The following is a 26,124-nucleotide window of genomic DNA, read 5'->3' as shown; positions in this document are numbered from 1 at the left end:
CGGTGGGGCGTGCGACGGTGAGGGCCTCACCCCACGAAGGGCTCCACCGATGCGTCTGCGCCTGCTGCTCCTGCCCCTGATCGTCCTGCTCGCCCCCGGGCTTCTGCTCGCCGGCACCGGCTCCGCCCAGGCCGCCGGGACCTCCGGCCCCCCGCTCTCGGTCCCCGCCTCGTCCCTGGCCGCGTCGCTGACCTGCCGCGGCGACCTGGCCGGGGCCGCCCAGCGGCCGGTGCTGCTCGTGCCCGGCACGACGTTGACGCCGTCGGAGAACTTCTCCTGGAACTACGAGAAGGTCTTCACCGCCCAGCGGCGGCCGTGGTGCGCGGTGACGCTGCCCCGGCACGCGATGGGCGACATCGCGGTGGCGGCGGAGTACGTCGTCCACGCCATCCGCACCATGCGCGCCCGCGCCGACCGCCGGATCTCGGTCGTCGGGTTCAGCCAGGGCGGGATGGTGCCGCGGTGGGCGCTGAAGTACTGGCCCGACACCCGCGCCATGGTCGTCGACATGATCGGGCTGGACCCCTCCAACCACGGCACGCTCGACGCCTACCCGGCCTGCGCGATCGGTGGCTGCGCGCCGGCGATCTGGCAGCAGCAGACCGGCTCGCGCTTCCTGCGCGCCCTCAACGCCGGCGCCGAGACCTGGGCCGGGATCTCCTACACCCAGGTCTACACGGCCACCGACGAGGTGGTCGTGCCGAACGTCGGGCCCCGGGCCAGCAGCCGGCTCGACACCGGTGCCGGGCGACGGGCCAACGTCTCGGTGCAGTCGATCTGCCCGGTCCACGTCTCCGAGCACCTCTCGATGGGCACCTCCGACCCGGTCGGCTACGCCCTGGTGATCGACGCCCTCACCCACGCCGGCCCGGCCTCGGCGGCGCGGATCAGCCGCACGGTGTGCCTGCGCGACGTCTTCCCCGGGATCGACCGGGTGACCTACCCCGCCCACATGGCGCAGGTGATCGCCACCGCCGGCGAGCAGCTGCTGCTGGCGCGGAAGGTGCCCGCCGAGCCGGCGCTCCCGGCGTACGCCCGATGAGCGGCGGGGAGGGCGGGTCGGTGGAGGTCCGCGACGACCCGTCGCAGCAGCGGTGGGAGGCCCGCATCGACGGCGAGCTGGCCGGGTTCGCGGTCTACCGGCTCCGCGAGGTCGACGGGGTCGCGGTGGTGGACTTCGTGCACACCGAGGTCGACGACCGCTTCGAGGGCCACGGGGTCGGCTCGGCGCTGGCGCGCACGGCCCTGGACGGCGTACGCCGCGACGGGACCCGCCGGGTCGTGGCCAGCTGCCCCTTCATCGCGGCCTGGATCGAGCGGCACCCCGACTACACCGACCTGCTGGCCACCTTGACCGAGACCCGGTAGCGCACGAAGGCCGGCAGGGCCACGGCCGCCACGACGGTCAGCACGACCACGAGGAGCCCGCCCCCGGCGGCGGTGGCGGCGGTGCCGATCCCGACCGCGACGGCCCCGTGGGCCACGTCGGCGATGCGGGGGCCGCCGACCACCACGACGGTGAACACGCCCTGCAGGCGCCCGCGGACCTCGTCGGAGGCCGCCGTCATCAGCATGCTGGTGCGGAACGCCGCGCTGGTCATGTCGGCGGCGCCGCCGACCACCAGCATCAGCACGGCCACGACCAGCATCGGCAGGCGCAGGCCCGGCGTCGTCCCGGCCAGCGCGACCGCACCGCCGAACCCGGCCATCGCCAGGCCCCAGACCACGATCGCGGCGACCACCGCGAGCCCCTGGCGCGACACCGCGGAGACCCACCCGGAGAACACGCCGCCCAGCACCGCCCCGAGCGGGATGCCGGCGAAGAGCACCGCGAAGGCCAGGCCGCCGCCGTCGGGACCGCCGAAGGACAGGTGGGCGATCTCGGGGAACAGCGCCCGCGGCATCCCGAAGACCATCGCGATGATGTCGACCAGGAACGACATCAGCAGCACCGGCTGACCCACGAGGTAGCGCAGCCCGTCGACGACCGCGCCGGCCCCCAGGCTCCCCGTGACGCCCTCGATCGGCATCCGCGGCAGCGACAGGACGGCCCACAGGGTCGGGACCAGGGTGAGGGTGTCCACGGCGTACAGCCACGCGAAGCCGGTCACCGGGATCAGCACGCCGGCGATGAGCGGTCCGCCGATGGCGCCGGCCTGCATCACGGTCATGCTCAGCGAGTTGGCCGCCGGGAGCAGGTGGGCGGGCAGCAGCCGGGGCAGCACCGCACTGCGGGTCGGCTGGTTGACCGCGAAGAAGGCCTGCTGGAGCGAGAACAGCCCGAGCAGCAGCCACACGTTCTGGTTGCCGCTCCAGGCCTGGAGGGCGAAGAGGCCGCTGGTGGTGATCATCCCGGCGGTCGTGCAGACCAGCAGCGTCCGCCGGTCCAGCACGTCGGCCAGCGCCCCGCCCCACAGGCCGAAGACCACGAGCGGGACCAGGCCGAACACCCCCGTCAGCCCGACGTACGCCGAGGAGCCGGTCTCGGCGTAGATCTGCGCCGGCACCGCCACGACCGTCAGCTGCGCCCCGACGACCGTGACGATGTTGGCCGTCCAGAGTCGCCGGAAGTGCCGGTCGTGCAGCGGCCGGGTGTCGGCCAGCCAGCTCATCGGCCGACCGGCGAGGCGCTGGCGGGGCTGGCAGGTCGGGCGGGGCCGGGGTCGTGCATGCCCGCCACTCTAGGGAGGCCCTCCGCCGACCCCGGTGCGGGAGCCGGGTGCGAGCGTCACAGCCACACTTTTGTGTAGCAGCTGCAGCAGATCCGCCCGAGAACGCAGCAACCGCTACACAAATGTGTGGTCGGTACGTCGTCGCCCGCTTCCTGCCCGCTTCCTGCCCGCTTCCCGCTCGCTTCCCGCCCGCCCGGCCCGCAGGTGCGGACTTCCGGCTGACGTGGAGCCGCAGATGAGGCTAGGGTCGCCCTCGTGCCCACGTCGAGCTACCGGATCAAGCAGGCCGCCGAGCTGCTCGGCGTCAGCGACGACACCGTGCGCCGCTGGATCGAGTCGGGCCGCCTCGGCGCCCACAGCGACGGCACCCGTCAGGTCGTCGACGGTGCCGAGCTGGCCGTCCTGGCCCAGGAGCTCGCGGCCGTCGGGGAGCACCCCGACCCGGGGCCCGTGGTCTCGGCCAGCGCCCGCAACCGCTTCGTCGGCCTGGTCACGCGGGTCGTGCGCGACACCGTCATGGCCCAGGTCGAGATCCAGGCGGGGCCGCACCGCGTGGTCTCGCTGATGAGCCGGGAGGCCGCGGACGAGCTGCGGCTGGAGCCCGGCGTCCTGGCCATCGCGGCCGTGAAGTCCACCAACGTCGTCGTCGAGCTCCCGGAGAAGCCATGAAGAACAGCAGCCGCACCCGCCGCACCGCCCTGGTCGCCGCCACCCTGGTCGTCGCCGCCTCGCTGACGGCCTGCGGCGGGGCCAGCAACGGCGGCGACGCGAAGTCCGGCCAGGACACCGTCATCCGGGTCTTCGCCGCGGCCTCCCTCACGGAGTCGTTCACCTCGCTGGCGAGGACCTTCGAGTCCGAGAACCCCGGCACCAAGGTCGAGCTCAGCTTCGGGCCGAGCTCCGGCCTGGCCGAGCAGATCGCCAACGGGTCGCCCGCGGACGTGTTCGCCAGCGCCAGCCCCAAGAACATGGACTCCCTCGTGAGCTCCCGCAAGGTCGCGACGCCGAAGGACTTCGCCACCAACTCCATGGAGATCGCGGTGCCGAAGGCCAACCCGGGGAAGATCACGAGCTTCGCCGACCTGGCCCGCTCGGGGGTCAAGGTCGCGCTGTGCCAGGCCCAGGTGCCCTGCGGCTCGACGGCGGAGAAGGCCATCGCGAAGGCGGGCCTGAAGGTCACCCCGGTCACCCAGGAGGTCGACGTGAAGTCGGTGCTGACCAAGGTCACGCTGGGCGAGGTCGACGCGGGCATCGTCTACGTCACCGACGTGCAGGCGGCGGGCGCCAAGGTCCGGGGCATCACCATCCCGGCGGCCCAGAACGCCTCCACCACCTACCCGATCGCCACGGTCGCGGGCACGAAGGCGCAGCAGACCGCCGCCGACTTCGTCGACCTGGTCACCTCGGTCCAGGGCGAGGCGGTGCTGGCGAAGGCCGGGTTCGGGAAGCCCTGATGGCGGGCCCGTCCCGCCGCTCGAGCACGCCGTGGCAGCTGGGGGTCCCGGGTGCGCTGGGCGCCCTGCTGCTCGTCGTACCCCTCCTGGGGCTGCTGGTCCGGGCCCCGTGGGCCGGCCTGCCGCGCCTGCTGGCGACCTCCGAGGTGCGCGACGCCCTGTGGCTCTCGCTGCTCAGCGCGACCGCCGCGACCGTGGTCTCGGTCGTGCTCGGGGTGCCGCTGGCCTGGCTGCTGGCAAGGTCCCGGCTGCCGGGACTGCGGCTGCTGCGCGCGCTGGTGACCCTGCCGCTGGTGCTCCCGCCCGTGGTCGGGGGCGTCGCGCTGCTGCTGGTGCTGGGCCGCACGGGCCTGGTGGGCCAGTACCTCGACCTGTGGTTCGGCCTCACCCTGCCCTTCACGACGATGGCGGTGGTGGTGGCCGAGACGTTCGTGGCGATGCCGTTCCTGGTGATCGCGGTGGAGGGGGCGCTGCGCTCGGCCGACCAGGGGTACGACGAGGCCGCCGCGACCCTCGGCGCCGGGCGGGGCACCGTCTTCCGCCGGGTCACCCTGCCGCTGATCCGTCCCGCGCTGGTCTCCGGAGCGGTGCTGTGCTGGGCCCGGGCGCTGGGTGAGTTCGGCGCCACGGTCACCTTCGCCGGCAACCTCCAGGGCACCACCCGCACGATGCCGCTGGCGGTCTACCTCGCCATGGAGACCGATCCCGAGGCCGCGGTCGCGCTCTCGCTGCTGCTCCTGGCCGTGAGCGTGGTGGTCCTGGTCGGCCTGCGCGGGCGCCTGATCGGGAGCACCACGTGACCAATGCCGGCGGCGCTTCGCTCGTCCTGGACGGCGTCGTGCGGCGCGGGTCCTTCGAGCTGGCCCTGGACCTCGAGGTCGGCCCCGGGGAGGTGCTCGGGGTGCTGGGCCCCAACGGCGCCGGCAAGTCGACCCTGCTGCGGGCCGTGGCCGGCCTGGTGGAGCTGGCCGAGGGACGGCTGGCCGTGGGGGGTCGCACCTGGCAGGACCCCGACACCTTCCTGGCGGTCGAGGAGCGCCGGGCCGGGGTGGTCTTCCAGGACTACCGGCTCTTCCCCCACCTGGACGTGCTCGACAACGTCGCCTTCGCCTCCCGCTCCGCCGGCGCCGGGAGGGCCGCCTCACGTCGCGCCGCCCGCGACTGGCTCGACCGCCTCGGGCTCGGCGACCTGGCCGCGCGGCGTCCCCGCGACCTGTCCGGCGGCCAGGCCCAGCGGGTGGCCCTGGCCCGCGCGCTGGCCAGGGAGCCCGAGGTGCTGCTGCTCGACGAGCCCATGGCCGCCCTCGACGCCGGCGCCCGGATCGAGGTGCGGGCCTTCCTGCGCGAGCACCTGGCCGACTTCGCCGGCCCGACGGTGCTGGTCACCCACGACCCGCTCGAGGCGATGGTGCTGGCCGACCGGCTGCTGGTGGTGGAGCAGGGGCGGGCGGTCCAGCAGGGCACCCCGGCTGAGGTTGCGCGCCGGCCCGCCTCGTCGTACGTCGCTCGGCTGGTCGGCCTCAACCTCTGGGCCGGCCGGCTCGAGGCAGACGGCCCCGTGCGCCCCGGGATCCCCGGTGGCGCGGGACCCCTGGTGCGCCTCGACGGCGGCGGGGCGCTGGCCGTGGCCGGACCCGTCGGCGGCGGGGGCCCGGGCGCCGACGGGCGGGTGCTGGTGTCCCTGCGCCCCAGCGCGATCACCCTGCACACCGAGCGGCCCGAGCACACCAGCACGCGCAACGTCTGGTCGGGACCGGTCGCGGGGATGGAGGTCCTCGCCGACCGCGTGCGCCTCCAGGTCCTCGGCGAGCCCGCGGCCCTGGTCGACCTGACTCCCGCCTCGGTCGCCGAGCTCGGGATCGTCCCCGGACGCGAGGTCTGGCTCTCGGCCAAGGCCACGGAGCTGGAGGTGTACGCCGGCCTGCCCGGCTGAGGCCCGGGTCGAGCACCCGGTCGCCCCAGCCGCTCCCCCCACCCGCTCCAGCTCAGACATCGGTCGTGCGCGACCGGTGCACACACCGCGCCGACGTGTCGTGCCATGATGCGGACCGGAACAGCCCACACCCGTCACCGCGCTCCCCGTGCGCGGACGACCGCCACGATCAAGGAACCCGCGCAATGCCGACACCGTTTCCCGCCGAGCTGCTGACGGCGTTCCGGGCGATGGCGGAGGTCGTCTACGTCGGCGAGTCCTACGACGCGGTCTACGACTCCGTGTGCGCCGCGGCGGTGCAGCTGATCGACGGGTGCGACCACGCCTCCTTGATCCTCAAGGAGCGCGACCGGTTCCGGACCGCCGCGTGCTCCGACGAGACCGGGCGGCACTGCGACAGCGTCGAGCAGGAGGTGGGGGAGGGCCCCTGCCTGGACGCGATGGACGACTCCGAGCCCGACGAGCACATCTGCGCCGACCTGCGCGCGGGCAGCAAGTGGCCCGACCTGGCGGCACGCCTCCTGGCGGAGACCGACGTCCACGGGATGGCCGGGTTCCGGCTGCGCCAGGACGGCCGCCGCGTGGGGGCGCTCAACGTCTTCAGCGACCGCCCGGACGCCCTGACCGGGGACTCGCTCAACCAGGCCTCCCTGCTGGTCGCCTTCGCCTCGGTCGCCCTGGCCGCCGTCGAGCGCGGCGAGGAGGCCGCCACCCTGCGGCGCGGGCTGGCCAGCAACCGCGAGATCGGCAAGGCCGTCGGCCTGATGATGGCGATGCACCAGGTCGACGACGACGAGGCCTTCGCGATGCTCTCCAAGGTCTCCCAGGACCTGAACCTCAAGGTGGCCGTGGTGGCCTCCGAGGTCATCAACCAGCACCGCACCGCCGCCTCCTGAGGCTCCGGCGCCCGGTCCCGAGGGTCGTGCCGCGGCCCCTCCGGCGTCTCACCGGGGGTCGCCACCGTGATGAATCCGCTGTGGCGGGTACTGAGAGGTCCGGACGTCAAGCAGCCGGCCTCCGCGACCGTGCGGCGTTCTCCGGTGTCCTCCCGAAACCAGTGTTCGTGTGGATCCTGGGTTCGCCGTACGACGGTTCGACCCGACCGCACACCGAATCTCTCGACGCGAGGAGCCTCACCATGAGCACAGACGACAAGGCCGACAACAAGCTGCAGGACCTCGGCGGCAAGGCCAAGGAGGCCGTGGGCAAGGCCACCGGCGACGACGAGCTCAAGGCGCAGGGCGACCGCGACCAGCGCAAGGCCTCCCTCAAGGACGCCGGCGAGAAGGTCAAGGACGCGTTCAAGAAGTAGTCCCCCCCGTTCCTGTGTCGCGCCGGCGGCCTCATTCCGCCGCCGGCTGACCGGCGCGGCACGGACCACCCGCGCGCACCCTTCACGCATCGGTGCGCAGCAGCGGTGGTGCACCTCAGCAGCCCCCCGGCCCGTCCCTGCGACGCGGCCCGGGGGGCTCGTTCGTCCCCCGGGGGCCGTGACCGACCGGCTCCCGTCACCTGTCCCGCGTGGCGTCGGCCCCGTCGCTTGGCCGGTCGGGCGGGCCGTGGTGCGATCGAGGGCATGACCCACCGCGTGCCTCCCGCCGCACGGCCCGGACCAACCGTGCGCCCGGCCACCCGCCCGGCCACCCGCCCGGCCGCCCGCACGGCCGCCGCCCTGGCCCTCCTGCTGGGCGCCTCCGGCCTGGCCGGCTGCAGCCTGCCCGGGTCCGGACCGGACGCCCACGACGCGCTGGCCCACCTGGCCTCCCGGCTGAGCCACCGCTCGCTGAGCGGCGTGGCCCTGGTCCCCGGACGCCTGGGCACGCGGGGCGCCCCGGTGGCGCTGGAGCGCACCCTCGCGGGCCTGCCCGCCACGTGGCGGCCCCGGGTCGAGGCCGGCGCGGTGACGGAGGACGGCTCCCAGGCGCGCGGCACCCTGGACTGGTCCTGGTCGGTGGGCTCCTCCACGTGGCGCTACCGCACCACCGTGCGGCTGCAGCGGCAGAAGGACTCCTCGGGCGACGAGGTCTGGGCGGTGCGGTGGGAGCCGTCGGTGGTCGAGCCGTCGCTGCGGGCCGCCGATCGGCTGGTCGAGCGCACGGTCAAGGCCCGGCGCGGTGACGTGCTGGGGGCCGGCGGTGCCCGTCTGGTGACCCTGCGGCCCGTCCTGCGGATCGGGCTGGACCGCTCCCTGCTGCGCTCGGGGGCACAGGCGCAGGCCCGGATCTCGGCGCAGCGGCTGGCGCGGCTGGTGGGCCTGGACCCCGCGGCGTACGTCCGCAGCGTGATGGCGTCCGGCCCGAAGGCGTTCGTGCCCGCGATCGTCTACCGCCGCTCGCAGGTGCCGGCGGCGGTGACCGACGGGCTGGCGTCGATCCCCGGGGGCCGCAGCATCGCCGACCGGCTGCCGCTGGCCCCGAGCAAGGACTTCGCGGCCCCGCTGCTGGGGACGGTGGGCCCCGCGACGGCCGACGTCGTGAAGCAGAGCCGGGGTCGGGTCCGGGCGGGCGACGACGTGGGCCTCTCGGGCCTCCAGCGCAGGTACGACGCCCGGCTGGCCGGCACCCGGGGAGAGCTGGTCGTGGTCCAGGACGACCGGGGCGTGGACCGCACCCTGTTCAGCACCCGTCCCGTCGACGGGAAGACGCTCACCACCAGCCTGGACCTCGGCGCCCAGCAGCTGGCGCAGCAGGTCCTGGCCGGGGTCGGGCCCGCCAGCGCCCTGGTCGCCGTCCGTCCCTCCACCGGCGAGGTCGTGGCGGCCGCGGTCGGGCCGGGGTCCGCGGGCTACGACACCGCCGACGTGGGCCGCTACGCCCCCGGGTCCACCTTCAAGATCGTCTCCTCCCTGGCCCTGCTGCGCGCCGGGCTGACCCCGTCGAGCCCGGTGGACTGCCCGGCCACGACGACGGTCGACGGCAAGCGCTTCACCAACTACTCCGACTACCCCGCCTCCGGGTTGGGGCGGATCACGCTCGCCGACGCGGTGGCCAACTCCTGCAACACCGCCTTCGTCTCCCAGCGCTCCCGGCTCGGTGCGGGGGACCTCGCGTCCGCGGCGGCGTCCCTCGGGCTGGGCGTGGACCGCGACCTCGGCTTCCCGGTCTTCCTGGGGTCGGTGTCGGCCAGCCCCGCCTCGTCGACCACGGCGGCCGCCGACATGATCGGGCAGGGGACCGTCCTGGCCTCGCCGTTCGCGATGGCCGGCGTGGTCGCCTCGGTCCTGCACGGCTCGACGGTGGTGCCGCGGCTGCTGACCGGCTCCGACGCCCCGGGGCCGTCCCCCTCGGCGTCGCCGAGCTCCTCCGCGAGCGCCGCGCCGGCTGCGAAGCCGCTGACCTCGGCCGAGGCCTCGGCCCTGCGGTCCCTGATGCGGGGCGTCGTCGAGCGCGGCAGCGGCCGCCTGCTGGCCGGCCTGGGAGGTGACGTGATCGCCAAGACCGGGACGGCCGAGTTCGGGACCACGGTGCCGCTCCCGACCCACGCGTGGATGGTGGCCGGACGCGGGGACCTGGCCGTCGCGGTGTTCGTCGACCGGGGCTCCTCGGGCTCCGGGACGGCCGGGCCGCTGCTGCGGCGCTTCCTGGAGCAGGTGCGGGTGCGCTGAGGGGGGTCGAGGCCCCGTCGGGGGCTGGACAGCGGCGGCCCCGACCGTGACAGTAGTTGTGTCATCGTCGCTTGCAGGAGGTCGCCGTGCACCGTCGTCACCACTGGGCCCGTCGCAGCGAGCAGCTGGACCCGGTCCGCGACCACCGCGAGGTGAGCCTCCACGTCTCGGCGTACGACTTCCCGTGGGACACCCTGCAGGCGCTGTCCTTCGCCCTGTTCCGCACCTATGCCGTGCCCTCGATCGGCTCGCTGCTGTTCCGCACCGGGGAGTTCACCGAGCGCACCCAGAAGCGGTACGACGACACCGGCATCCTGCTCGAGGAGGTCCAGCGCCACGGCCTGGACAGCACCCGCGGCCGGGCCGCCGTGCGCCGGGTCAACCGGATGCACGCGGCGCACGGGATCGGCAACGACGACATGCGTTACGTGCTGTCGACCTTCGTGGTGGTGCCGAAGCGGTGGCTCGACGACTACGGCTGGCGCTCGATGACGCCGCACGAGGTGGTCGCGTCCACGGAGTACTACCGCCGCCTGGGCCGGTTGATGAACATCCGCGACCTGCCCGAGGACTTCGCGGGCTTCAAGGGCCTCATGGACGACTACGAGCGGGAGCACTTCGCCTTCGACGCGGGCGGCCGGGCGGTCGCCGACGCCACCCTGGACCTGATGGCCACCCAGTGGCCCAACAGCTGGCTGCCCCGTCGGGTCGTGCGCCGGCTGGCGTGGTCGCTGATGGACGAGCCGCTGCTGCGGGCCTTCGACTACCCGGTCCCGGGTCGGGCCGAGCGGGCCGTGTTCACCGGCGCGATGAGGCTCCGCGGACGCCTGCTGCGGCTCTTCCCGGCGCGTTCGGAGCCCCGGTGGGTGAGCACGTACGGTTACTTCCGCACCTACCCCGCCGGCTACGACATCGACGAGCTGGGCACCTTCCCGGCCCACGCGGGCGCCGCTGGCGGGGCCGTCCCGTCCCCACCACGCTCGGAGCCCGGTGAACCAGCCCCCAGAGCACGCCACGCCGACCAGGCCCACCCGGCCCGGCAGGCGCCCTGAGCCCCCCACCCGCTCCGGGCCCACCACCGGCAGCACCCGCGACCTGGTCGCGGTCGCCGGGCTGTTCGCCCTCAACGGCCTGGTCGTCGGCACCTTCGGCGGCTCGCTGCCCGGCCTGCGCCAGCACCTCGGTCTGGGGGCGGGCCACATCGTCGGCGTGCTGGTCACCGCCGGCATCGCCGCCGTCGTCGCGATGAACCTCAGCGGCCCCGTCGCCGACCGCCACGGCGCCCGCCTGCCCACGCTGGTCGGCGGGGCCACCATGGTCCTGGCCGCGGTCGTGATGGGCGCCGCCCCGGCGTACGCCGTGCTGCTGGTCGGTGCGGCCGTCTTCGGCCTCGGCAACGGGGCGATGGACGTGGCCATGAACGCGCTCGGCGTCAGCGTCGAGCAGGCCCGCGGACGCCCGGTGATGAGCCGGCTGCACGCGTTCTTCTCGGTCGGCAACCTGTCGGGCGCCCTGGTCGTGGTGGCCGTCGGGTCGTTCCTGGCCGCCGACGTCGCCCCGCGGTGGTCGCTGTGGACCGCCGCGCTGGTCGTGGCCGTGCTGCTGGCGGTGGTGGTACCCCGCACGCCGCAGTCGCCGGTGCGCCCGGTCGCCGAGACCTCCGACGGCGGGCCCACGGGCCGGACCCGGGTGCCGTCGGCGGTCTGGCTGCTGGCCGCGATGGCGGTCTGCTTCGGGATGACCGAGGGCACCGCGATCGACTGGTCGAGCCTGCACGTGACCGACGTCGCCGGGGTCTCGCCGAGCAGCGGCGCCTGGGGTCTGGCCTGCGTGGCGGGCTTCATGGTCGTGATCCGGCTGGCGGGCGACGCGGTCGTGGAGCGGCTCGGTCGGGCGGTCGTCGTGCGGGCCGGGGCCGCCTGCGCCCTCGTGGGCTACGCGCTCACCGCCACGGTGTCCCCGCTGCCGATGATCCTCGTGGGCTGGTGCCTGGTCGGGTTCGGCGTCGGCCTGGTCGCCCCGCAGATCTACGGCCTCGCCGGTCACCTGGGCGGTGGTCGGGGGCTCGCGACCGTGGTCAGCTTCGGGTACGCCGCCTTCCTGGTCGGCCCCGCCCTGATCGGCTTCGTGGCCGGCCAGGCCGGCCTCCAGCGGGCGATGCTGGTGCCGACCGTCACCGCCGTCGGGCTGATCGTGATGTCCCTGCGGATGCCGCAGGACCCGCCGCAGGCCGAGACGGCCGCCGCACCCGCCGTGGGGGGCGGGGCCGGGTCCTAGGCTGCGGCCATGCCGAGCCTGCAGCACCTCGTGGTCAGCCTGGTCGTGGGTCGACTGCGTCGCAACCTGCCCGTCGACGACCTGCCGGCCATGCGCGCGGCGCTGACCGAGCGCAACCGCCGGGCCGAGGAGGGCCCGCCGCGCCGGGTGCGCCGCGGGCACGAGGAGCGGGTGTCCAACGACCACGGATTCCCGGTCTTCGAGCTGTGGCGGCCGGTCGGGGACGCCGAGGACTCGGCGTACGGACTGCCCCGCCGCAGCGTCCTCTACCTGCACGGCGGCGCCTACACGGCGCCGACCGACCCCCGGCACTGGTCGTTCCTGAGCCGGTTCGCCGACGCCCTGGGCGCGCGGGCCGTGCTGCCGGCGTACCCGCTGGCCCCGGAGTTCACCGTCGAGGACTCCTTCGAGGCGGTCCTCTCGATCTTCGACGAGGTCGCCGCCGGGTCGCCCGACGGCGTCGTGCTGGCCGGCGACTCGGCGGGCGGCGGCTACGCCCTCGCGGTCGCCGAGGCGCTGCGGGACCGGGCGCGGCGCGACGGGAGCGCGCAGCCGACCCACCTGGTGCTGATCGCTCCCTGGGTCGACCTGACCGGGACGACGCCCGGGGTGGAGGAGGCGGCGGGCCGCGACCCGTGGCTGTCCCATCCCCATCTCGCCGTCTACGCCTCCTTCTGGGCCGGCAGCGACGATCCCGCGCGGCTCGCCGACCCCCGCGTGAGCCCCGGCCTGGGGTCGCTGGACGGGCTGCCCCCGGCGCTGATGTTCTGCGGCACCCGCGACCTGATCCAGCCCGGCTGCGACGCGCTCTTCGCGCGGGCGGAGGAGGCCGGGTGGCCGCTGGAGTACGTCGTGGGCCCCGGCCTGCTGCACGTCTACCCGCTGCTGCCCGTGCCGGAGGCGGGCCCGGCGCTGGAGCAGGCCGTGCGCTTCTGCCGTTCCTGACCCGGGGGCGGCAGCCTTTTTCAAGAACGGGTCTCGCCGGGTCGCTCGTGGTCCAGACCATGACCGCGAGCGGGTGGGAGCCGGGGCGCCCGGGGTGATACTCACCGACCATGGACGTGACCGACGTCGCCGTGATCGGCGCCGGGATCGCCGGACTCACCTGCGCGCGGGCGTTGGAGACGTCCGGCTTTTCTGTGCGCGTCCTCGAGCGGTCGGCCCGCGTCGGAGGACGGGTCGGCACCGACCTCGTCGACGGCTTCCGCTGCGACCGCGGGTTCCAGTGGTTCGACGCCGCCCACCCCGACCTGCGCGCGACCCTGGACGTGGCGGCGCTGAACCCGCGCCCCATCGACCGCGGACTGGTGCTGGCCAACCCCGCGGGCTACCGCATCCTCCAGGGCTCCCAGGCCTCGTTGATCGCGGCGATCCGGGGCGGGCTGGGGCAGCCCCAGGACGTCGCGAAGCTGATCCGGTGGAGCGACCCGATCCGGCGCCCCGAGGAGCGGCTGCTGGCCGGGGCCGACCTGACCCTGGCGGAGTCCCTGGAGCGCCACGGCATCCCGGCGCGCCTCGCCGAGGAGGTGCTGCGGCCGTTCTTCCGGCTGCTGCTCGCCGACGAGGAGCTGCGCACCTCCTACCAGCACGCGATGCTCGCGCTGCGGCAGCTGGCCGTCGGGGTCCCCGCCCTCCCGGCCCTGGGGATGCAGGCTCTGCCCAACCAGCTCGCGCTGGGGCTGGAGCGGGCGGTCGAGCACGGTGTCGACGTCCTGGGCGTCTCGCGCAGCAACGGGGAGACCGTGCGGGTCTCGACCGACGCCGGCGAGGTCCACGCGCGCGCCGCCGTCGTGGCGACCGACCCGCTGACCGCCTCGACGCTGCTGGGCATCGGCGTGCCCGCCATGCGAGGGCTCTCGACCTGGTGGTTCGGCTCCGAGCAGTCGCCCACCACGCTCAAGACCGTCTTCGTCAACCCGCTGGGTGGCGCGGGCGGCCCGATCTCGCACGCGGTGGTCGCCTCCAACGTCGCCCCGCGCTACGCCCCGCCGGGCCGCACCCTGGTCGCGGCCTGCTCGGTGGCGCGGGAGGGCGCCCCGGCGGGCGGCGAGACCGAGGACGACGTGCGCCGGCAGCTGGCCCAGGTCTTCCGCACCGACACCACCTCGTGGCAGGTCGTGGCCCGCCACACCCACTCCGCCGCCTGGCCCGCCGTGCGGCCGCCGCTGCTGCTGCGCCGCGAGGTCGACCTCGGCGACGGCCTCTTCCTGGCCGGCGACCACCGGGAGGCGCCCGGGATCGCCGGCGCGGTGCGCTCGGGCCAGCGGGCCGCGAGCGCGGTCCTCGAGGAGCTCGGGGCGCCGGCGGAGACCTGAGCGCGCGAGGCGGTCGGACCTGAGTTACGTCCGCGGCTAGGGGCGGGGCGGCTCGGTGAGGGCCCAGACCACGACGTGGGCGTCCTGCTCGGCACGCACCTCGCGGCCGCCCTCCTCGCCCAGGCGGGCGGCGTCACCGTCGCCCAGGCGGCGCTCGCCGAGCATCAGCTGGCCGGTGGCGACGAAGACGTGCAGCAGGGGGGCCTCGGGCAGGGACAGCCGGTCACCCGCCGCCAGGTCGGCGACGTGGAGGGAGGTCCCGGCGGCCGCGATCGTGACGGCCCCGCTCCCGGTGTCGTCGGCCAGGCAGGTCCACCCCGGGCCCCGCTCTGCGTCGCGGACGACGTGGTGGGGCTCGGTGCCGGGCTCGTCGGGGCGCACCCAGGCCTGCAGGAACCGGGTCGGTCCCGGCGCCGCGGACACCTCGCTGTGCCGCACGCCGCGCCCGGCCGAGAGTTGCTGGACCCGTCCAGGGGTGACGGTGCCGGTGCCGACGGTCGACTCGTGGCGCAGCGCCCCGGTGAGCACCCAGGTGACGATCTCGAGGTCGGCGTGCGGGTGGTCGGCGTACCCGGTCCCGGGCGGCAGCAGCTCGTCGTTGTGCGCCACCAGGCGGCCCAGCCCGACGTTGCGGGGGTCGTAGTGGGCCCCGAAGGAGAACGAGTGCCACGTCGTGCGGCCCTCGGCGCGCGTCACCGGTCGGGAGCCGGCCGTCCTGATCTCCACCGTCACCCCGCCATCCTGCACCCGCGGCCCGGGGCGGGCCGGGGTCGGGCGGGGCCGGGGACCGCCCAGCGCCGCGCCGGGGCTGCCACGGGGTCCCTAGGGTGAGCGGCATGGGACACGATCACGGACCCGGGCACGGCGCGGGCCACGCCGAGGGTCGGGCCGAGGACCGGCGCCGGCTGCGGCTGGTCCTCGCCGTCACCGGGACCGTGGCGGTCGTCGAGCTGGTCGGCGCCCTGCTGTCGGGCTCGCTGGCGCTCCTGGCCGACGCCGGGCACATGTTCACCGACACCGCGGCGATCGTGCTGGCGCTGTCGGCGTCGTACGTCGCGACCCTGCCGGCGAGCCCGCGCCGGACCTTCGGCTACCACCGCGCCGAGATCCTCGCCGCGCTGATCAACGCGGTGGTGCTGCTGGGCGTGTGCGGCTACCTGGCGTACGCCGGCGTGGGCCGGCTCCTGCACCCGCAGGACGTCGACGCCACCCAGATGCTGGTCTTCGCCGCCGTCGGGCTGGCCGCCAACGTGACCTCGATGGCGCTGCTCGCCGCGCGTCGCGGCGAGTCGCTGAACATGCGGGGCGCCTGGCTGGAGGTGCTCGGCGACGCGATCGGGTCGCTGGCCGCCGTGGTGGCCGCGGTCGTCATCCTCACCACCGGCTTCCTGCGCGCCGACTCGATCGTCTCCCTGGCCATCGCGGTGCTGATCCTGCCCCGCGCCTGGTCCCTGCTGGCCGACTGCGTCCGGGTGCTGCTGGAGTCGGCCCCGCCCGGCCTCGACGTCGAGGACGTGCGCCGCCACCTCGCCGGCACCCCCGGTGTCACCGAGGTCCACGACCTGCACGCCTGGTCGATCACCAGCGGCATGCCCGCCCTCTCGGCCCACGTCACCGTCACCGACGGCGTCCTCGCCGAACGCGGCGTCGGCGCCGTCCTGGACGACCTCGGCCACTGCGTGGCCACCCACTTCGGCATCGACCACACCACCTTCCAGGTCGAGCCCGCCAGCCACCGGGCCCACGAGCCCGGTGGGGTGCACGACTGAGGGGAGCGGCGGGGACCGACTGATCCCCGGCTAGCCGGGGAACAGTCACCTGGTCGGCCGAACGTTCACCCGACAAGGTCACCGACTGGCCGACAAGGTGCCGCGCGAACCCGACATTCCGCCGTACGCCGGCCCGGCGATCGCCATCGTCTGACGCCCCACGCGCATCATGCGCAACATCTGGGGTACACGCCTGTCCACTGAAATGTCGCTCACAAGCGCACAACCGTGCTTTGCTGAGCGGCACCGTTCGGCTCGGACGGCGGTGACGAGGGCTGCGGGACGCAGCCGTGGGGGTGGGGCTCACGTGTGGAACTTCTTGGTCGACCGTCGTGACCAGGTGTGGACGCTGGCCTGGGGCCACGCCCTCCTGGTCCTGGTCGCGGTGCTGGTCGCCGCGGTCATCGGGGTCGCGGTCGCGGTGCTGGTCACCCGGCGACCCAAGCTGGAGCCGGTCGCCAACGCGATCAGCTCGATCGGCCTGACGATCCCCTCCTTCGCGCTGGTGGGGCTGCTGCTGCCGGTCCTCGGGCTGGGGTTCTGGCCGGCGATGATCTGCGTGGCCTTCTACGCGATCTTCCCCGTGCTGCGCAACGCGGTCGTGGGCCTGCAGGGGGTCAGCCCCGAGCTGATCGAGTCGGCCACCGGCATGGGCATGAGCCAGACCCGGGCGCTGCTCCAGGTGCGGCTGCCGCTCGCCTGGCCGGTGATCCTCGCGGGTCTGCGGGTCTCCACGCAGATGTCGATGGGCGTGGCCGCGATCGCGGCGTACGTGCTCGGCCCCGGTTTCGGGGCCTGGATCTTCACCGGTCTGGCGCAGACCGGCGGCAAGAACGGCGTCAACTACGCGTTGTCGGCCACGGTGGCGGTCGTGCTGATCGCCCTGGTCTTCGACGCTCTCCTCCTGGCGCTCGGACGCGTCACCATCTCGAAGGGAATCCGGGCATGAGCACGACGACCGACCACACCGCGCAGGGCGAGCACACCGGCGCGTCCGGCTCCATCAGCGGCGCCGAGATCCGGCTCGAGAACGTCACCAAGCGCTACCCCGGCCAGTCCGCCGCCGCGGTCGACGGGCTCAGCCTGGTCATCCCGGCCGGCGAGATCGTGATGTTCGTCGGCCCCTCGGGCTGCGGCAAGACCACGTCGCTGAAGATGATCAACCGGCTGATCGAGCCCACCAGCGGCACCATCCACATCGGCGACAAGGACGTCCGCGACCAGAGCGCCGACCAGCTGCGCCGCACGATCGGCTACGTCATCCAGGGCGGCTCGCTGTTCCCGCACATGACCGTGGCCAAGAACATCGCGATCGTGCCCAAGATGCTGGGCTGGGACCAGGGCCGCATCGACACCCGCGTCGACGAGCTCCTCGACCTGGTCAGCCTCGACCCCGCGAAGTACCGCGACCGCTACCCCCGCGAGCTCTCCGGCGGCCAGCAGCAGCGCGTCGGCGTCGCCCGCGGCCTGGCCGCCGACCCGCCGGTGATCTTGATGGACGAGCCGTTCGGCGCCGTCGACCCGATCACCCGCCAGCGCCTGCAGGACGAGCTGCTGTCGATCCAGCGGGAGCTGCGCAAGACGATCGTCTGCGTCACCCACGACATCGACGAGGCGATCAAGCTCGGCGACCGGATCCTGATCCTCCAGGAGGGGGCGCAGGTCGGGCAGTACGACACCCCCGAGGCCGTCCTGGCCAACCCCGCCAACGACTTCGTGGCTGACTTCGTGGGCGCGGGGTCGTCGCTCAAGCAGCTGACCCTGTCGCGGATCTCCGAGCTCGACCTCAAGGAGGCCGTGACCGCGACCGTCGGGGAGTCCACCGCGGAGGTCAAGCGTCGGGCCGAGGCCGTGGGTGACAACTCGGTCGTCGTCCTGGACGACCAGGGTCGCCCCACGGCCTGGCCCTGGCTGCGCCAGCTCAAGGGCGAGACCATCCACCGCGGCGAGGAGGACCTGATCAACCTCGACCACCGGGCCACGCTCAACGACGCGCTGGACACGATGCTGACCAACAGCCACGGCGGGGCCGTCGTGACCGGTGACCGCGACCGCTACCTCGGGGTCATCGACTTCGCGAGCGTCACCGACTTCATGCGCCAGCAGCAGGAGGCCCTGGAGCGGTCGGCCGGCAGCGACGTGCCCGCCGAGTCCAACCCCCGCGACGAGCACGTCGAGGAGATCACGGCCGACGACGGGGCCGCGCGATGAGCGAGTCCAGCGCCGGACCGGTCGCGGCGACGCGTACGCCGACCTCGGGCGAGCAGGGCACGCCCGTGCGCGGCTCGACGACCCGCTGGCGCGACCGCATCAACGCCGAGGCCGCGATCGTGCTGTTCGCGATCCCGGTGATCGTGGTCGTGGGCTTCGGCGCCTTCGCGATCTGGCACGCCACCGCCACCCTGGACAGCGTCGAGGAGACCTCGCTGGCCTGGTCGGAGGTCCTGTCCCAGATCTGGGGCCACGTGAAGCTGACCTTCGTCTCGGCCTTCTTCGTCATCCTGATCGCGATCCCGCTCGGGGTGCTGCTCACCCGCGGACGGGCCAGGGCGGCCGCCCCGATCGTGGTGGGCATCGCCAACGCCGGCCAGGCCGCCCCCTCGGTGGGTCTGATCGTGCTGTTCGCGATGTGGCTCCAGCCCGGCTTCAGCACCGCCGTGATCGCGCTGACCCTCTACGCGATCCTGCCCGTGCTGCGGAACACGATCGTGGGCCTCCAGGGCGTCGACCGCACGCTGGTCGAGGCGGGCCGCGGCGTCGGCATGTCGGTGGTGGCGGTCCTGCTCCGCATCGAGCTGCCGCTCGCGCTGCCGGTGATCATGGCCGGCGTGCGCACCGCGCTGGTGCTGCTGGTCGGCACCGCGACGCTGGCGACCTTCATCAACGGGGGCGGTCTCGGCGCCACCCTCCAGGCCGGGATATCGCTGCTGCGCTACTCGGTCATCGTCTGGGGCGCGGTGCTGGTCGCCCTGCTCGCCCTGCTCATCGAGTGGCTCGGGCGTGTGCTCGAGCTCGTCGCCCGACCCAAGGGGGTCTGAGATGGTCCGCACCACCCGGCGTACGCCGTTGCTCGCCGCCGTCGCAGGAGGCGTGGCCTCGCTGGTGCTCTCCTCCTGCGCCCTGCCGACCGCCGGCGGGTTCGTCCCGACCGGCACGCTCGCGGGTCCGCTCAAGGACGTGAAGTCGCTCAAGGGCGCCTCGATCGCGGTCGGGTCGAAGAACTTCTCCGAGAACGTCCTGCTCGGCAAGATGGCCATCATCCTGATGCAGTCCGACGGCGCCTCGGTCACCGACCTGACCAACATCCCCGGCAGCGCCGCGGCCCGGCAGGCGATGCTGGACGACCGCATCCAGGCGATGTGGGAGTACACCGGCACGGGCTGGATCACCTACCTCGGTCACACCAAGCCGATCCCCGACGAGCAGAAGCAGTACACCGCCGTCCGGGACGAGGACAAGAAGAAGAACGACCTCACCTGGCTGCCGCCGGCACCGATGAACAACACCTACGCCTTCGCGATGAACGCCGCGACTGCCAAGAAGCTCAAGATCACCAAGCTGTCGCAGCTGAAGAAGGTGCCGGTCGCCCAGCGGACCTTCTGCGTGGAGTCCGAGCTGCGCAACCGGCCCGACGGCCTGGTGGGGATGCTGAAGAAGTACGACGTCCCGCTTGGATCCGGGGTGCCCAAGGGCAACATCAAGACCTTCCAGACCGGTGCGATCTACGACGCCACGGCCAAGGGTGCCTGCAGCTTCGGCGAGGTCTACACGACCGACGGGCGGATCGTGGCCCTGGACCTGAAGGTGCTCGAGGACGACCGGGACTTCTTCCCCAAGTACAACGTCTCGCTGGTCCTGACCCCGGACGTCGCCCGGAAGTACCCGCAGATCGCCGACCTGGTCGCCCCGGTGGCCAAGAAGCTCACCAACGACGTCCTCCTCAAGCTGAACGCCGAGATCGACGTGACCGGCAAGGAGCCTGCCGAGGTGGCCTACGCGTGGTTGAAGAAGGAAGGGTTCGTCACCGGGAAGTAGGACCGACTGATCCCCGGCTAGCCGGGGATCAGTCGGCTCTTCCCCCGAACGTTCGCCCGACCACCCGACCTTCTGGCCGACCACCTGCCGCCGATCCGGGCCGGTCGCCCGGCCGGACCCGCCCGTCAGGCCTGGGCGGCGAGCCGGAACCCCTGGTCGATGGCGCGCTTGGCGTCGAGCTCGGCGGCCAGGTCGGCGCCGCCGATCAGGTGGGCCGTGCGGCCGGCGGCGACGAGGTCGTCGTACAGGCTGCGGACGGATTCCTGGCCCGCGCAGATCACGACGTCGTCGACCTCGAGGAGCACCGGGGAGCCGTCGACGGTCAGGTGCAGGCCCGCCTCGTCGATCCGCTCGTACGTCGCGCCGCGGACCTGCTCGACGCCCGACTGCTTCAGCACCGCGCGGTGGGCCCAGCCCGAGGTCTTGCCCAGGTCCTTGCCGATCGGGGTGGTCTTGCGCTGCACCAGCCACACCTGCCGGGCGGGGACGCGCGGCGTCGGGGGCACCAGGCCGCCGCGGTGCTCGGCGGGGTCGCCGACGCCCCAGTGCGCCATCCACTCCTCGTCGGTCTCCGGCGTGTGGGTCAAGAAGACCGAGGTGTCCACGCCGATGCCGCCGGCGCCGATCACCGCGACGCGCCGGCCCGGGACGGCGCGGCCGGCGAGGACGTCGGCGTACGACAGGGCGCGGTAGATGCCGGGGATCGACGGGATCCGGGGCTCGACGCCGGTGGCCACGACGACCTCGTCGAAGCCGTCGAGCCGGTCCACGTCGGCGGTGGTGCCGAGGCGGACGTCGACGCGGAGGACCTCGAGGCGGCGGGCGTAGTAGCGCAGCGTCTCGGCGAACTCCTCCTTGCCCGGGACCGCCATCGCCAGGCGGAACTGCCCGCCGAGCTCGGTGCCCTTCTCGAACAGGGTGACGGCGAAGCCGCGCTCGGCGTACGCCGTGGCCGCGCTGAGTCCGGCCGGGCCGGCGCCCACCACCGCGACCGTGGGGCGACGGGTCGTCGGCGCCGTCGAGGGGAGGGGCAGCAGGACCAGCTCGGTCTCCCGGCAGGCGCGCGGGTTGACCAGGCAGCTGGCCCGCTTGTTGGAGAAGGTGTGGTCCAGGCAGGCCTGGTTGCAGGCGATGCAGGTGTTGATCTCGTCGGCCCGACCGGCCGCGGCCTTGGCCACCAGCTCGGGGTCCGCCAGGAACGGGCGGGCCATCGACACCAGGTCGGCGCTCCCGTCGGCGAGCAGCTGCTCGGCCAGCTCGGGGGTGTTGATGCGGTTGCTGGTGCACACCGGGACCGACAGCTCCTTGCGCAGGCGGGCGGTCGTCCACGACCAGACCCCGCGCGGCACCTGGGTGATGATCGTGGGCACCCGCGCCTCGTGCCAGCCGATGCCGGTGTTGACCACGCTCACCCCCGCCTCCTGGAGCAGCAGCGCGAGCTCGACGGTCTCGTCCCAGGTCTGGCCGTCCTCGACCAGGTCCAGCAGCGACATCCGGTAGACGATCGGGAAGTCCGCGCCGACGGCCTCGCGGGTCCGTCGCACGGTCTCGACCGCGAAGCGCATCCGGCGGGTGGCCGAGCCGCCCCACGCGTCCTCGCGGTGGTTGGTGCGGGCGGCCAGGAACTGGTTGATCAGGTAGCCCTCGGAGCCCATCACCTCGACGGCGTCGTACCCCGCCTTCTGGGCCAGCACCGCGGAGCGCGCGAAGTCGTCGATGGTGCGCTCGACCTGCTTGGCGCTCATCTCGCCGGCCTTGAACGGGGTGATCGGCGACTTGGTGGCGCTGGCCGACTGGCTGATCGGGGTGTAGCCGTAGCGCCCGGCGTGCAGCAGCTGGAGCGCGATCGCCCCGTCGTGCTCGTGGACCGCGTCGGTGACCTGGCGGTGGCGCTGGGAGTCCATCCGCGAGGTCATCTCGCCCGCGAACGGCTTGAGCCAGCCGCGCTTGTTGACCGCGAAGCCGCCGGTCACGATCAGGCCGACGCCGCCGCGGGCCCGCTCGGCGAAGTACGCCGCGAGCTTGGGCAGGTCCCAGGCGTGGTCCTCCAGCCCGGTGTGCATCGAGCCCATCACCGACCGGTTGCGCAGGGTCAGCCCGCCGACGGTCAGGGGGGACATCAGGTGCGGGAAGTGGGCGTTGGCAGGGGCCGCGGGCTGGCTGGTCATCGGGGTCCTCCGGTGGTGGGGGTGGGTGTCGGGGTGCCCGGCGCGGGAGTGGTCCGGGCCCAGGCATCGAGGTAGTCGGTGAGCCAGTCGATCCAGAACTGCTCCTGGCGGATCCCGCCGCGCAGGACCAGCCACGCGTCGAGCGCGCGCCCCGTCACCGCCGCGGGGTCGGGGAACTGGTCGCGCTCGAGCTGCTCGTAGTGGTGCCGGCGCAGGCGGTGGTCCTCGCGCAGGGCGCGGAGGTGGGCGAGCAGCGTGGCCCGGTCGGCGTACGACGCCCCGCGGAGCTTGACCGCCAGCTCGGAGCGGAGGACCGCGGGGTCGGTCGGCGCCTCGACCCAGGTCGCGAGCGCGCGCCGGCCCTCGTCGGTGGGGGAGTAGCGGCGCTCGGTGCTGCGCCCGCCGGTCGCCTCGGCCCGGACCCAGCCGTCGGCCTCCATCCGCCGCAGCGTGCGGTAGATCTGCTGGTGCGTGGCCTGCCAGAAGAACCCGATCGTGCGGTCGAACCGCCGGGTGAGCTCGATCCCGGTGCCCGGGCGCTCGCTCAGCGCCACCAGCAGGGCGTGCTCCAGGGCCATGGAGGGAGTGTGCCCGCTCGACACGGCCTGTGCAACTCGTTGCACAGGTGTGGGGAGCTCGGCGTGCTCCAGGCGCTGGTCCAGACCGCAGATCTGGATCGACCCCGATGTGGCCCACGTCCCATCCGATCGGGCCTCGGCTCCGTACCCACCTGTGAGCTGCCTCACATGAGGTGCTCTGACCTGGAGGTTGAGAACAGTGAGTGAGACCAACAGAAGGAAGTTCCTCGCCGTCACCGGCGCCGGAGCGGTGGCGGGGGCCGTCGGCCTGGCGGCGTCGCCCGCCTCGGCCGCAGTGACCCGGCGCGCCGACAGCGCCCAGGAGCCGGTGGTGGCCTACATCGAGGACCACAGCTCCGACGAGCTGCACCTGATGGTGGGCGAGCGTGAGGTCGTGGTGCACGACCACGACCTGGTCGCCCGCATCCTGAACGCGGCGGGGGGCATCTGATGTCCTCCCACCGCGAAGCACCGGAGATCTCCAAGGACCCGGTCGCCGACAGCACCGACGTCTACGCGTTCGTCAGCCCCGACAAGCCGGACACCGTGACGATCATCGCCAACTACATCCCGCTGCAGCAGCCCGACGGCGGCCCGAACTTCTTCGAGTTCGGCGACGACGTCCGCTACCACATCAACATCTCGCACGCCGGCACCGGTCGGGCCGACATCGTCTACACCTTCGACTTCCACACCGTGATCCGCAACAAGAACACGTTCCTCTACAACACCGGCCAGATCACCGACATCGCCGGCAAGGAGTGGAACCGCCCGCAGTACTACAGCGTGACGCGCCGCGAGAACGGCCGCACGACCACCTTGGCGCGCAACCTGCGGGTGCCACCGGTCAACGTCGGCAAGCGGAGCACGCCCAACTACGGCAAGCTCTCGGCCCAGGCCGTGCACCACATCGGCAAGCGGACGTTCTTCGCGGGCCAGCGCGCCGACGCTTTCCACGTCGACCTCGGCAGCATCTTCGACCTCGGGGGTCTTCGTCCCTTCAACGAGAACCACGTGATCCCGCTGACCAAGATGGACGGCATCAACTCGGTGCAGGCCTACAACGTGCACACGATCGCGATCCAGGTGCCGATCAGCGACCTGACGAGGTACCACGACAAGCCCACCAGTGTCACCGCCCCGCAGTCGGTCATCGGCGTGTGGACAGCGGCCGACCGTCGCGCGTCGCGGATCTTCAGCGCCAAGCAGGGCAAGTACGTCGGTCACGGTCCGTACAAGCAGATCTCGCGCCTGGCCAACCCGCTGTTCAACGAGGTGCTCGTGCCGATGGCGGAGAAGGACATGTGGAACACGCGCCGCCCGCACGACGACAAGGTGTTCGCGAAGTACGTCGACAAGCCCGAGCTCCAGGGCCTGCTGCCGGCCCTCTACCCGGGCGTCTTCCCCCACCTCGCGGCGTACAAGAAGCCGAGGGCCGACCTCGACGCGATCCTGCTGACCGGCATCCCGAAGGGGGTGGTCCCGGGGTTCCAGAACTACACCGGCGCCACCAAGGCCGACATGCTGCGCCTGAACGTCGCGATCCCGCCGTCCTCCAAGCCCAACGACCTCGGTGTCGTGGGCGGGGACCTCGCCGGGTTCCCCAACGGGCGCAGGATCAACGACGACGTCGTGACGATCGAGCTCCGGGCCATCGCCGGCGCCACGATCCCGCTGGTCGACAAGAGCTACCAGCCCGACGGCGCAGCCTCGGCCGTGACCGACGGGACGAGGAACACCAACGCGGCGGCCACCGGCTCGTTCCCCTACCTGGGGCTGCCGGGCGGGGGCTACCAGACCCAGCCCGGCACGACGCAGGCGTCATGACCGCCGCGACGATCGAGAACCCCTACGCCGGGCAGGGCGCGGTCCTGCTCGACATCGGGGGCGACGTGGGCGCCCTCGTGGTGACCACGCCGGTCGAGATGGTCGGGGTCGAGGTCGAGATCCGTCCGGTCGGGGCCACGATGCACGTCGTGCACGACCACGGGCACGACCACGATCACGCGCACGACCATGGCGGGCACCACCCGCACGTGGCCGTGGTGGCCCGGCCGGTCGGTGGCACGCTCGTGCCGTCGCTGGTCTTCCCCGAGCTGGTCGAGGGTGGCTACGAGCTCTACGTCAAGGAGACCGACGACGTCGAGCTGACCGTGCGGGTCACCGGGGGCGAGGTCACCACCGCGGCGTGGCCCACCGGTCCCACGGCCTGATCCCCTCCGGCCGTGGCGGGAGACACGGCCCGCGCAGCACCAGGACGGCACCGCTCAGCCGAGCGGTGCCGTCCTGCAGAGCTGGCACGAGCGCCCGTGCCCGTCCGGGGTGCTCACTCCAGCCGGTCCAGGCCGCACTCGCGCGCTGGTCCGACCCGTCTAGCCCGGGTCCGAGCAAAGTCGAGTCCAGAACTAGGATTCAACCCATGCGTCGTACGCCCCTGGCCCTGCTCGCCCTGCCCCTCCTCCTCACCTCGGTCGCCTGCGCCCCCAAGGAGGACGCCACCAAGGGCTCGGCCTCCTCGGGGTCCTCGAGCTCCTCGAGCACGTGCGACGCGGGCTCGCTGGCCACCAAGACCAAGGGCACCCTGACCGTCGGCACCTCGAAGCCGGCGTACGACCCGTGGTTCTCCGGCAACGACCCGACCAACGGCAAGGGCTTCGAGTCGGCCGTGGCGTACGCCGTGGCCAAGCAGCTCGGCTTCGCCCCCTCGAAGGTCACCTGGACCAACGTGCCGTTCAACAACTCCTACGCGCCGGGGGCCAAGAAGTTCGACTTCGACATCAACCAGATCTCGATCACCCCCGCCCGCCAGAAGGTCGTCGGGTTCTCCCAGGGCTACTACTCCGCGGCCCAGGCCGTGATCGCGCTCAAGAAGGACAAGGTGAAGGTCGGCTCGCTGAGCGACCTCGCCGGCCTCAAGCTCGGCGCGCAGACCGGCACCACGAGCCTCACCGCGATCCGCGACGTCATCAAGCCGAAGCAGCAGCCGCTGGTGTACGGCGACACCAACACCGCCAAGCAGGCGCTGCTCAACGGCCAGGTCGACGCGATCGTCACCGACCTGCCGACCGCGTTCTACATCAGCGCCGCCGAGATCTCGGGCTCCGAGCTCGTCGGCCAGTTCCAGCCGCAGACCGGTCAGCAGGAGGAGTTCGGCCTGCTCACGGAGAAGGGCAGCCCGATCCTGTCCTGCCTCGACCAGGCGCTGAGCACGCTGAAGAAGGACGGCACCCTGGCCGCGATCCAGCAGAAGTGGCTCTCGACCAAGGTCTCCGTCCCGGTCCTGAAGTGACCGGTCCTGAAGTGACCGGTCCTGGAGTGA

Annotated in this window: 26 protein-coding genes; 22 read left to right on the top strand and 4 right to left on the bottom strand. The window is 73.3% G+C overall.

Annotation, left to right across the window (positions count from 1 at the left end; translation table 11 throughout):
- Positions 1-49: 49 nt before the first annotated feature.
- On the top strand, positions 50-1,042 hold the full coding sequence (locus tag ACYVDA_RS01050) for an esterase/lipase family protein (RefSeq protein ID WP_460813994.1): 993 nt from the start codon (positions 50-52) through the stop codon (positions 1,040-1,042).
- Positions 1,039-1,368, top strand: coding sequence for a GNAT family N-acetyltransferase (locus tag ACYVDA_RS01045; protein ID WP_460813991.1), 330 nt, complete (start codon positions 1,039-1,041; stop codon positions 1,366-1,368). Before ACYVDA_RS01050 ends, ACYVDA_RS01045 begins: the two co-directional genes overlap by 4 nt.
- Here ACYVDA_RS01045 and ACYVDA_RS01040 read toward each other — a convergent pair.
- Positions 1,329-2,612 carry an MFS transporter gene (locus tag ACYVDA_RS01040; RefSeq protein WP_460813988.1) on the bottom strand — a complete coding sequence of 428 codons (1,284 nt, stop codon included), beginning with the start codon at positions 2,610-2,612 and terminating at the stop codon, positions 1,329-1,331. The two genes, ACYVDA_RS01045 and ACYVDA_RS01040, sit on opposite strands and share 40 nt — an antisense overlap.
- A gap of 315 nt (positions 2,613-2,927) precedes the next feature.
- Between ACYVDA_RS01040 and ACYVDA_RS01035 the strand changes: the two genes are divergently transcribed.
- From ACYVDA_RS01035 to ACYVDA_RS00985, 11 genes are all read left to right on the top strand, one after another.
- Positions 2,928-3,341, top strand: coding sequence for a TOBE domain-containing protein (locus ACYVDA_RS01035; RefSeq protein WP_460813986.1), 414 nt, complete (start codon positions 2,928-2,930; stop codon positions 3,339-3,341).
- On the top strand, positions 3,338-4,126 hold the full coding sequence (gene modA / locus ACYVDA_RS01030) for a molybdate ABC transporter substrate-binding protein (RefSeq protein ID WP_460813984.1): 789 nt from the start codon (positions 3,338-3,340) through the stop codon (positions 4,124-4,126). The genes ACYVDA_RS01035 and modA overlap by 4 nt, the downstream gene beginning before the upstream one ends.
- The gene (locus ACYVDA_RS01025) at positions 4,126-4,926 is read left to right on the top strand and encodes an ABC transporter permease (protein ID WP_460813981.1); all 801 of its coding nucleotides are present in this window, start codon (positions 4,126-4,128) and stop codon (positions 4,924-4,926) included. The genes modA and ACYVDA_RS01025 overlap by 1 nt, the downstream gene beginning before the upstream one ends.
- The gene (locus ACYVDA_RS01020; protein ID WP_460813978.1) at positions 4,923-6,059 is read left to right on the top strand and encodes an ABC transporter ATP-binding protein; all 1,137 of its coding nucleotides are present in this window, start codon (positions 4,923-4,925) and stop codon (positions 6,057-6,059) included. Before ACYVDA_RS01025 ends, ACYVDA_RS01020 begins: the two co-directional genes overlap by 4 nt.
- Positions 6,060-6,244: 185 nt before the next feature.
- Positions 6,245-6,955 carry a GAF domain-containing protein gene (locus ACYVDA_RS01015; protein WP_460813975.1) on the top strand — a complete coding sequence of 237 codons (711 nt, stop codon included), beginning with the start codon at positions 6,245-6,247 and terminating at the stop codon, positions 6,953-6,955.
- Between the two features lie 242 nt (positions 6,956-7,197).
- Entirely contained in the window at positions 7,198-7,371 is a 174-nt protein-coding gene (locus ACYVDA_RS01010) for a CsbD family protein (protein ID WP_460813973.1), read from the top strand.
- Between the two features lie 264 nt (positions 7,372-7,635).
- Positions 7,636-9,663, top strand: a complete 2,028-nt coding sequence (locus ACYVDA_RS01005) for a penicillin-binding transpeptidase domain-containing protein (RefSeq protein WP_460813971.1) — start codon at positions 7,636-7,638, stop codon at positions 9,661-9,663.
- Between the two features lie 86 nt (positions 9,664-9,749).
- Positions 9,750-10,715 (top strand): oxygenase MpaB family protein, encoded by a 966-nt coding sequence (locus tag ACYVDA_RS01000; protein ID WP_460813968.1) that lies wholly within the window; start codon positions 9,750-9,752, stop codon positions 10,713-10,715.
- Complete coding sequence (locus ACYVDA_RS00995) at positions 10,654-11,940, top strand: MFS transporter (RefSeq protein WP_460813966.1); 1,287 nt, start codon at positions 10,654-10,656, stop codon at positions 11,938-11,940. Before ACYVDA_RS01000 ends, ACYVDA_RS00995 begins: the two co-directional genes overlap by 62 nt.
- A 9-nt stretch (positions 11,941-11,949) precedes the next feature.
- The gene (locus ACYVDA_RS00990; RefSeq protein ID WP_460813963.1) at positions 11,950-12,885 is read left to right on the top strand and encodes an alpha/beta hydrolase fold domain-containing protein; all 936 of its coding nucleotides are present in this window, start codon (positions 11,950-11,952) and stop codon (positions 12,883-12,885) included.
- Positions 12,886-12,995: 110 nt separating this feature from the next.
- Entirely contained in the window at positions 12,996-14,255 is a 1,260-nt protein-coding gene (locus tag ACYVDA_RS00985) for an NAD(P)/FAD-dependent oxidoreductase (RefSeq protein ID WP_460813959.1), read from the top strand.
- Positions 14,256-14,291: 36 nt separating this feature from the next.
- Here ACYVDA_RS00985 and ACYVDA_RS00980 read toward each other — a convergent pair whose 3' ends face one another.
- Positions 14,292-14,987 carry a pirin family protein gene (locus tag ACYVDA_RS00980; RefSeq protein ID WP_460813957.1) on the bottom strand — a complete coding sequence of 232 codons (696 nt, stop codon included), beginning with the start codon at positions 14,985-14,987 and terminating at the stop codon, positions 14,292-14,294.
- Between the two features lie 104 nt (positions 14,988-15,091).
- On the opposite strand from ACYVDA_RS00980, the gene ACYVDA_RS00975 reads away from it, so the two are divergent.
- The 5 genes from ACYVDA_RS00975 to ACYVDA_RS00955 all read left to right on the top strand — a co-directional run bounded on the left by ACYVDA_RS00975 (position 15,092) and on the right by ACYVDA_RS00955 (position 20,059).
- The gene (locus tag ACYVDA_RS00975) at positions 15,092-16,024 is read left to right on the top strand and encodes a cation diffusion facilitator family transporter (protein WP_460813954.1); all 933 of its coding nucleotides are present in this window, start codon (positions 15,092-15,094) and stop codon (positions 16,022-16,024) included.
- A gap of 307 nt (positions 16,025-16,331) precedes the next feature.
- Entirely contained in the window at positions 16,332-16,973 is a 642-nt protein-coding gene (locus tag ACYVDA_RS00970) for an ABC transporter permease (protein WP_460813949.1), read from the top strand.
- Complete coding sequence (locus ACYVDA_RS00965; protein ID WP_460813945.1) at positions 16,970-18,235, top strand: ABC transporter ATP-binding protein; 1,266 nt, start codon at positions 16,970-16,972, stop codon at positions 18,233-18,235. The genes ACYVDA_RS00970 and ACYVDA_RS00965 overlap by 4 nt, the downstream gene beginning before the upstream one ends.
- Entirely contained in the window at positions 18,232-19,062 is an 831-nt protein-coding gene (locus ACYVDA_RS00960) for an ABC transporter permease (RefSeq protein WP_460813942.1), read from the top strand. Before ACYVDA_RS00965 ends, ACYVDA_RS00960 begins: the two co-directional genes overlap by 4 nt.
- Position 19,063: 1 nt before the next feature.
- The gene (locus tag ACYVDA_RS00955) at positions 19,064-20,059 is read left to right on the top strand and encodes a glycine betaine ABC transporter substrate-binding protein (RefSeq protein ID WP_460813938.1); all 996 of its coding nucleotides are present in this window, start codon (positions 19,064-19,066) and stop codon (positions 20,057-20,059) included.
- A gap of 125 nt (positions 20,060-20,184) precedes the next feature.
- Here ACYVDA_RS00955 and ACYVDA_RS00950 read toward each other — a convergent pair whose 3' ends face one another.
- Positions 20,185-22,227 carry an oxidoreductase gene (locus ACYVDA_RS00950; RefSeq protein ID WP_460813934.1) on the bottom strand — a complete coding sequence of 681 codons (2,043 nt, stop codon included), beginning with the start codon at positions 22,225-22,227 and terminating at the stop codon, positions 20,185-20,187.
- Positions 22,224-22,805: a PadR family transcriptional regulator gene (locus ACYVDA_RS00945; protein WP_460813931.1), complete on the bottom strand. Its 582-nt coding sequence runs from the start codon at positions 22,803-22,805 to the stop codon at positions 22,224-22,226. Before ACYVDA_RS00945 ends, ACYVDA_RS00950 begins: the two co-directional genes overlap by 4 nt.
- Before the next feature lie 199 nt (positions 22,806-23,004).
- On the opposite strand from ACYVDA_RS00945, the gene ACYVDA_RS00940 reads away from it, so the two are divergent.
- From ACYVDA_RS00940 to ACYVDA_RS00925, 4 genes are all read left to right on the top strand, one after another.
- A complete protein-coding gene (locus tag ACYVDA_RS00940) occupies positions 23,005-23,256 on the top strand; it encodes a twin-arginine translocation signal domain-containing protein (protein WP_460813928.1) in 252 nt (83 codons plus the stop codon).
- Entirely contained in the window at positions 23,256-24,632 is a 1,377-nt protein-coding gene (locus ACYVDA_RS00935; protein WP_460813925.1) for a DUF4331 domain-containing protein, read from the top strand. Before ACYVDA_RS00940 ends, ACYVDA_RS00935 begins: the two co-directional genes overlap by 1 nt.
- Positions 24,629-25,018: a hypothetical protein gene (locus ACYVDA_RS00930; protein ID WP_460813921.1), complete on the top strand. Its 390-nt coding sequence runs from the start codon at positions 24,629-24,631 to the stop codon at positions 25,016-25,018. Before ACYVDA_RS00935 ends, ACYVDA_RS00930 begins: the two co-directional genes overlap by 4 nt.
- A 206-nt stretch (positions 25,019-25,224) precedes the next feature.
- Positions 25,225-26,094, top strand: coding sequence for an ABC transporter substrate-binding protein (locus ACYVDA_RS00925; protein ID WP_460813918.1), 870 nt, complete (start codon positions 25,225-25,227; stop codon positions 26,092-26,094).
- Positions 26,095-26,124 lie beyond the last annotated feature (30 nt).

The sequence above is a fragment of the Nocardioides korecus genome (genome assembly GCF_054778395.1).
Note: the sequence above shows the minus strand (reverse complement) of the source record. Positions and strands in the feature narration are given on the sequence as shown.

What these genes read in the sequence shown, in the direction of transcription:
- ACYVDA_RS00985 (WP_460813959.1), top strand. Translation starts at nt 12,996, where the DNA reads ATGGACGTGACCGACGTCGCCGTGATCGGCGCCGGGATCGCCGGACTC.
- ACYVDA_RS00990 (WP_460813963.1), top strand. Translation starts at nt 11,950, where the DNA reads ATGCCGAGCCTGCAGCACCTCGTGGTCAGCCTGGTCGTGGGTCGACTG.
- ACYVDA_RS01005 (WP_460813971.1), top strand. Translation starts at nt 7,636, where the DNA reads ATGACCCACCGCGTGCCTCCCGCCGCACGGCCCGGACCAACCGTGCGC.
- ACYVDA_RS00960 (WP_460813942.1), top strand. Translation starts at nt 18,232, where the DNA reads ATGAGCGAGTCCAGCGCCGGACCGGTCGCGGCGACGCGTACGCCGACC.
- ACYVDA_RS00935 (WP_460813925.1), top strand. Translation starts at nt 23,256, where the DNA reads ATGTCCTCCCACCGCGAAGCACCGGAGATCTCCAAGGACCCGGTCGCC.
- ACYVDA_RS00955 (WP_460813938.1), top strand. Translation starts at nt 19,064, where the DNA reads ATGGTCCGCACCACCCGGCGTACGCCGTTGCTCGCCGCCGTCGCAGGA.
- ACYVDA_RS00925 (WP_460813918.1), top strand. Translation starts at nt 25,225, where the DNA reads ATGCGTCGTACGCCCCTGGCCCTGCTCGCCCTGCCCCTCCTCCTCACC.
- ACYVDA_RS00975 (WP_460813954.1), top strand. Translation starts at nt 15,092, where the DNA reads ATGGGACACGATCACGGACCCGGGCACGGCGCGGGCCACGCCGAGGGT.
- ACYVDA_RS01025 (WP_460813981.1), top strand. Translation starts at nt 4,126, where the DNA reads ATGGCGGGCCCGTCCCGCCGCTCGAGCACGCCGTGGCAGCTGGGGGTC.
- ACYVDA_RS01050 (WP_460813994.1), top strand. Translation starts at nt 50, where the DNA reads ATGCGTCTGCGCCTGCTGCTCCTGCCCCTGATCGTCCTGCTCGCCCCC.
- ACYVDA_RS00965 (WP_460813945.1), top strand. Translation starts at nt 16,970, where the DNA reads ATGAGCACGACGACCGACCACACCGCGCAGGGCGAGCACACCGGCGCG.
- ACYVDA_RS00945 (WP_460813931.1), bottom strand. Translation starts at nt 22,805, where the DNA reads ATGGCCCTGGAGCACGCCCTGCTGGTGGCGCTGAGCGAGCGCCCGGGC.
- modA (WP_460813984.1), top strand. Translation starts at nt 3,338, where the DNA reads ATGAAGAACAGCAGCCGCACCCGCCGCACCGCCCTGGTCGCCGCCACC.
- ACYVDA_RS01010 (WP_460813973.1), top strand. Translation starts at nt 7,198, where the DNA reads ATGAGCACAGACGACAAGGCCGACAACAAGCTGCAGGACCTCGGCGGC.
- ACYVDA_RS01015 (WP_460813975.1), top strand. Translation starts at nt 6,245, where the DNA reads ATGCCGACACCGTTTCCCGCCGAGCTGCTGACGGCGTTCCGGGCGATG.
- ACYVDA_RS01040 (WP_460813988.1), bottom strand. Translation starts at nt 2,612, where the DNA reads ATGAGCTGGCTGGCCGACACCCGGCCGCTGCACGACCGGCACTTCCGG.
- ACYVDA_RS00930 (WP_460813921.1), top strand. Translation starts at nt 24,629, where the DNA reads ATGACCGCCGCGACGATCGAGAACCCCTACGCCGGGCAGGGCGCGGTC.
- ACYVDA_RS01045 (WP_460813991.1), top strand. Translation starts at nt 1,039, where the DNA reads ATGAGCGGCGGGGAGGGCGGGTCGGTGGAGGTCCGCGACGACCCGTCG.
- ACYVDA_RS00950 (WP_460813934.1), bottom strand. Translation starts at nt 22,227, where the DNA reads ATGACCAGCCAGCCCGCGGCCCCTGCCAACGCCCACTTCCCGCACCTG.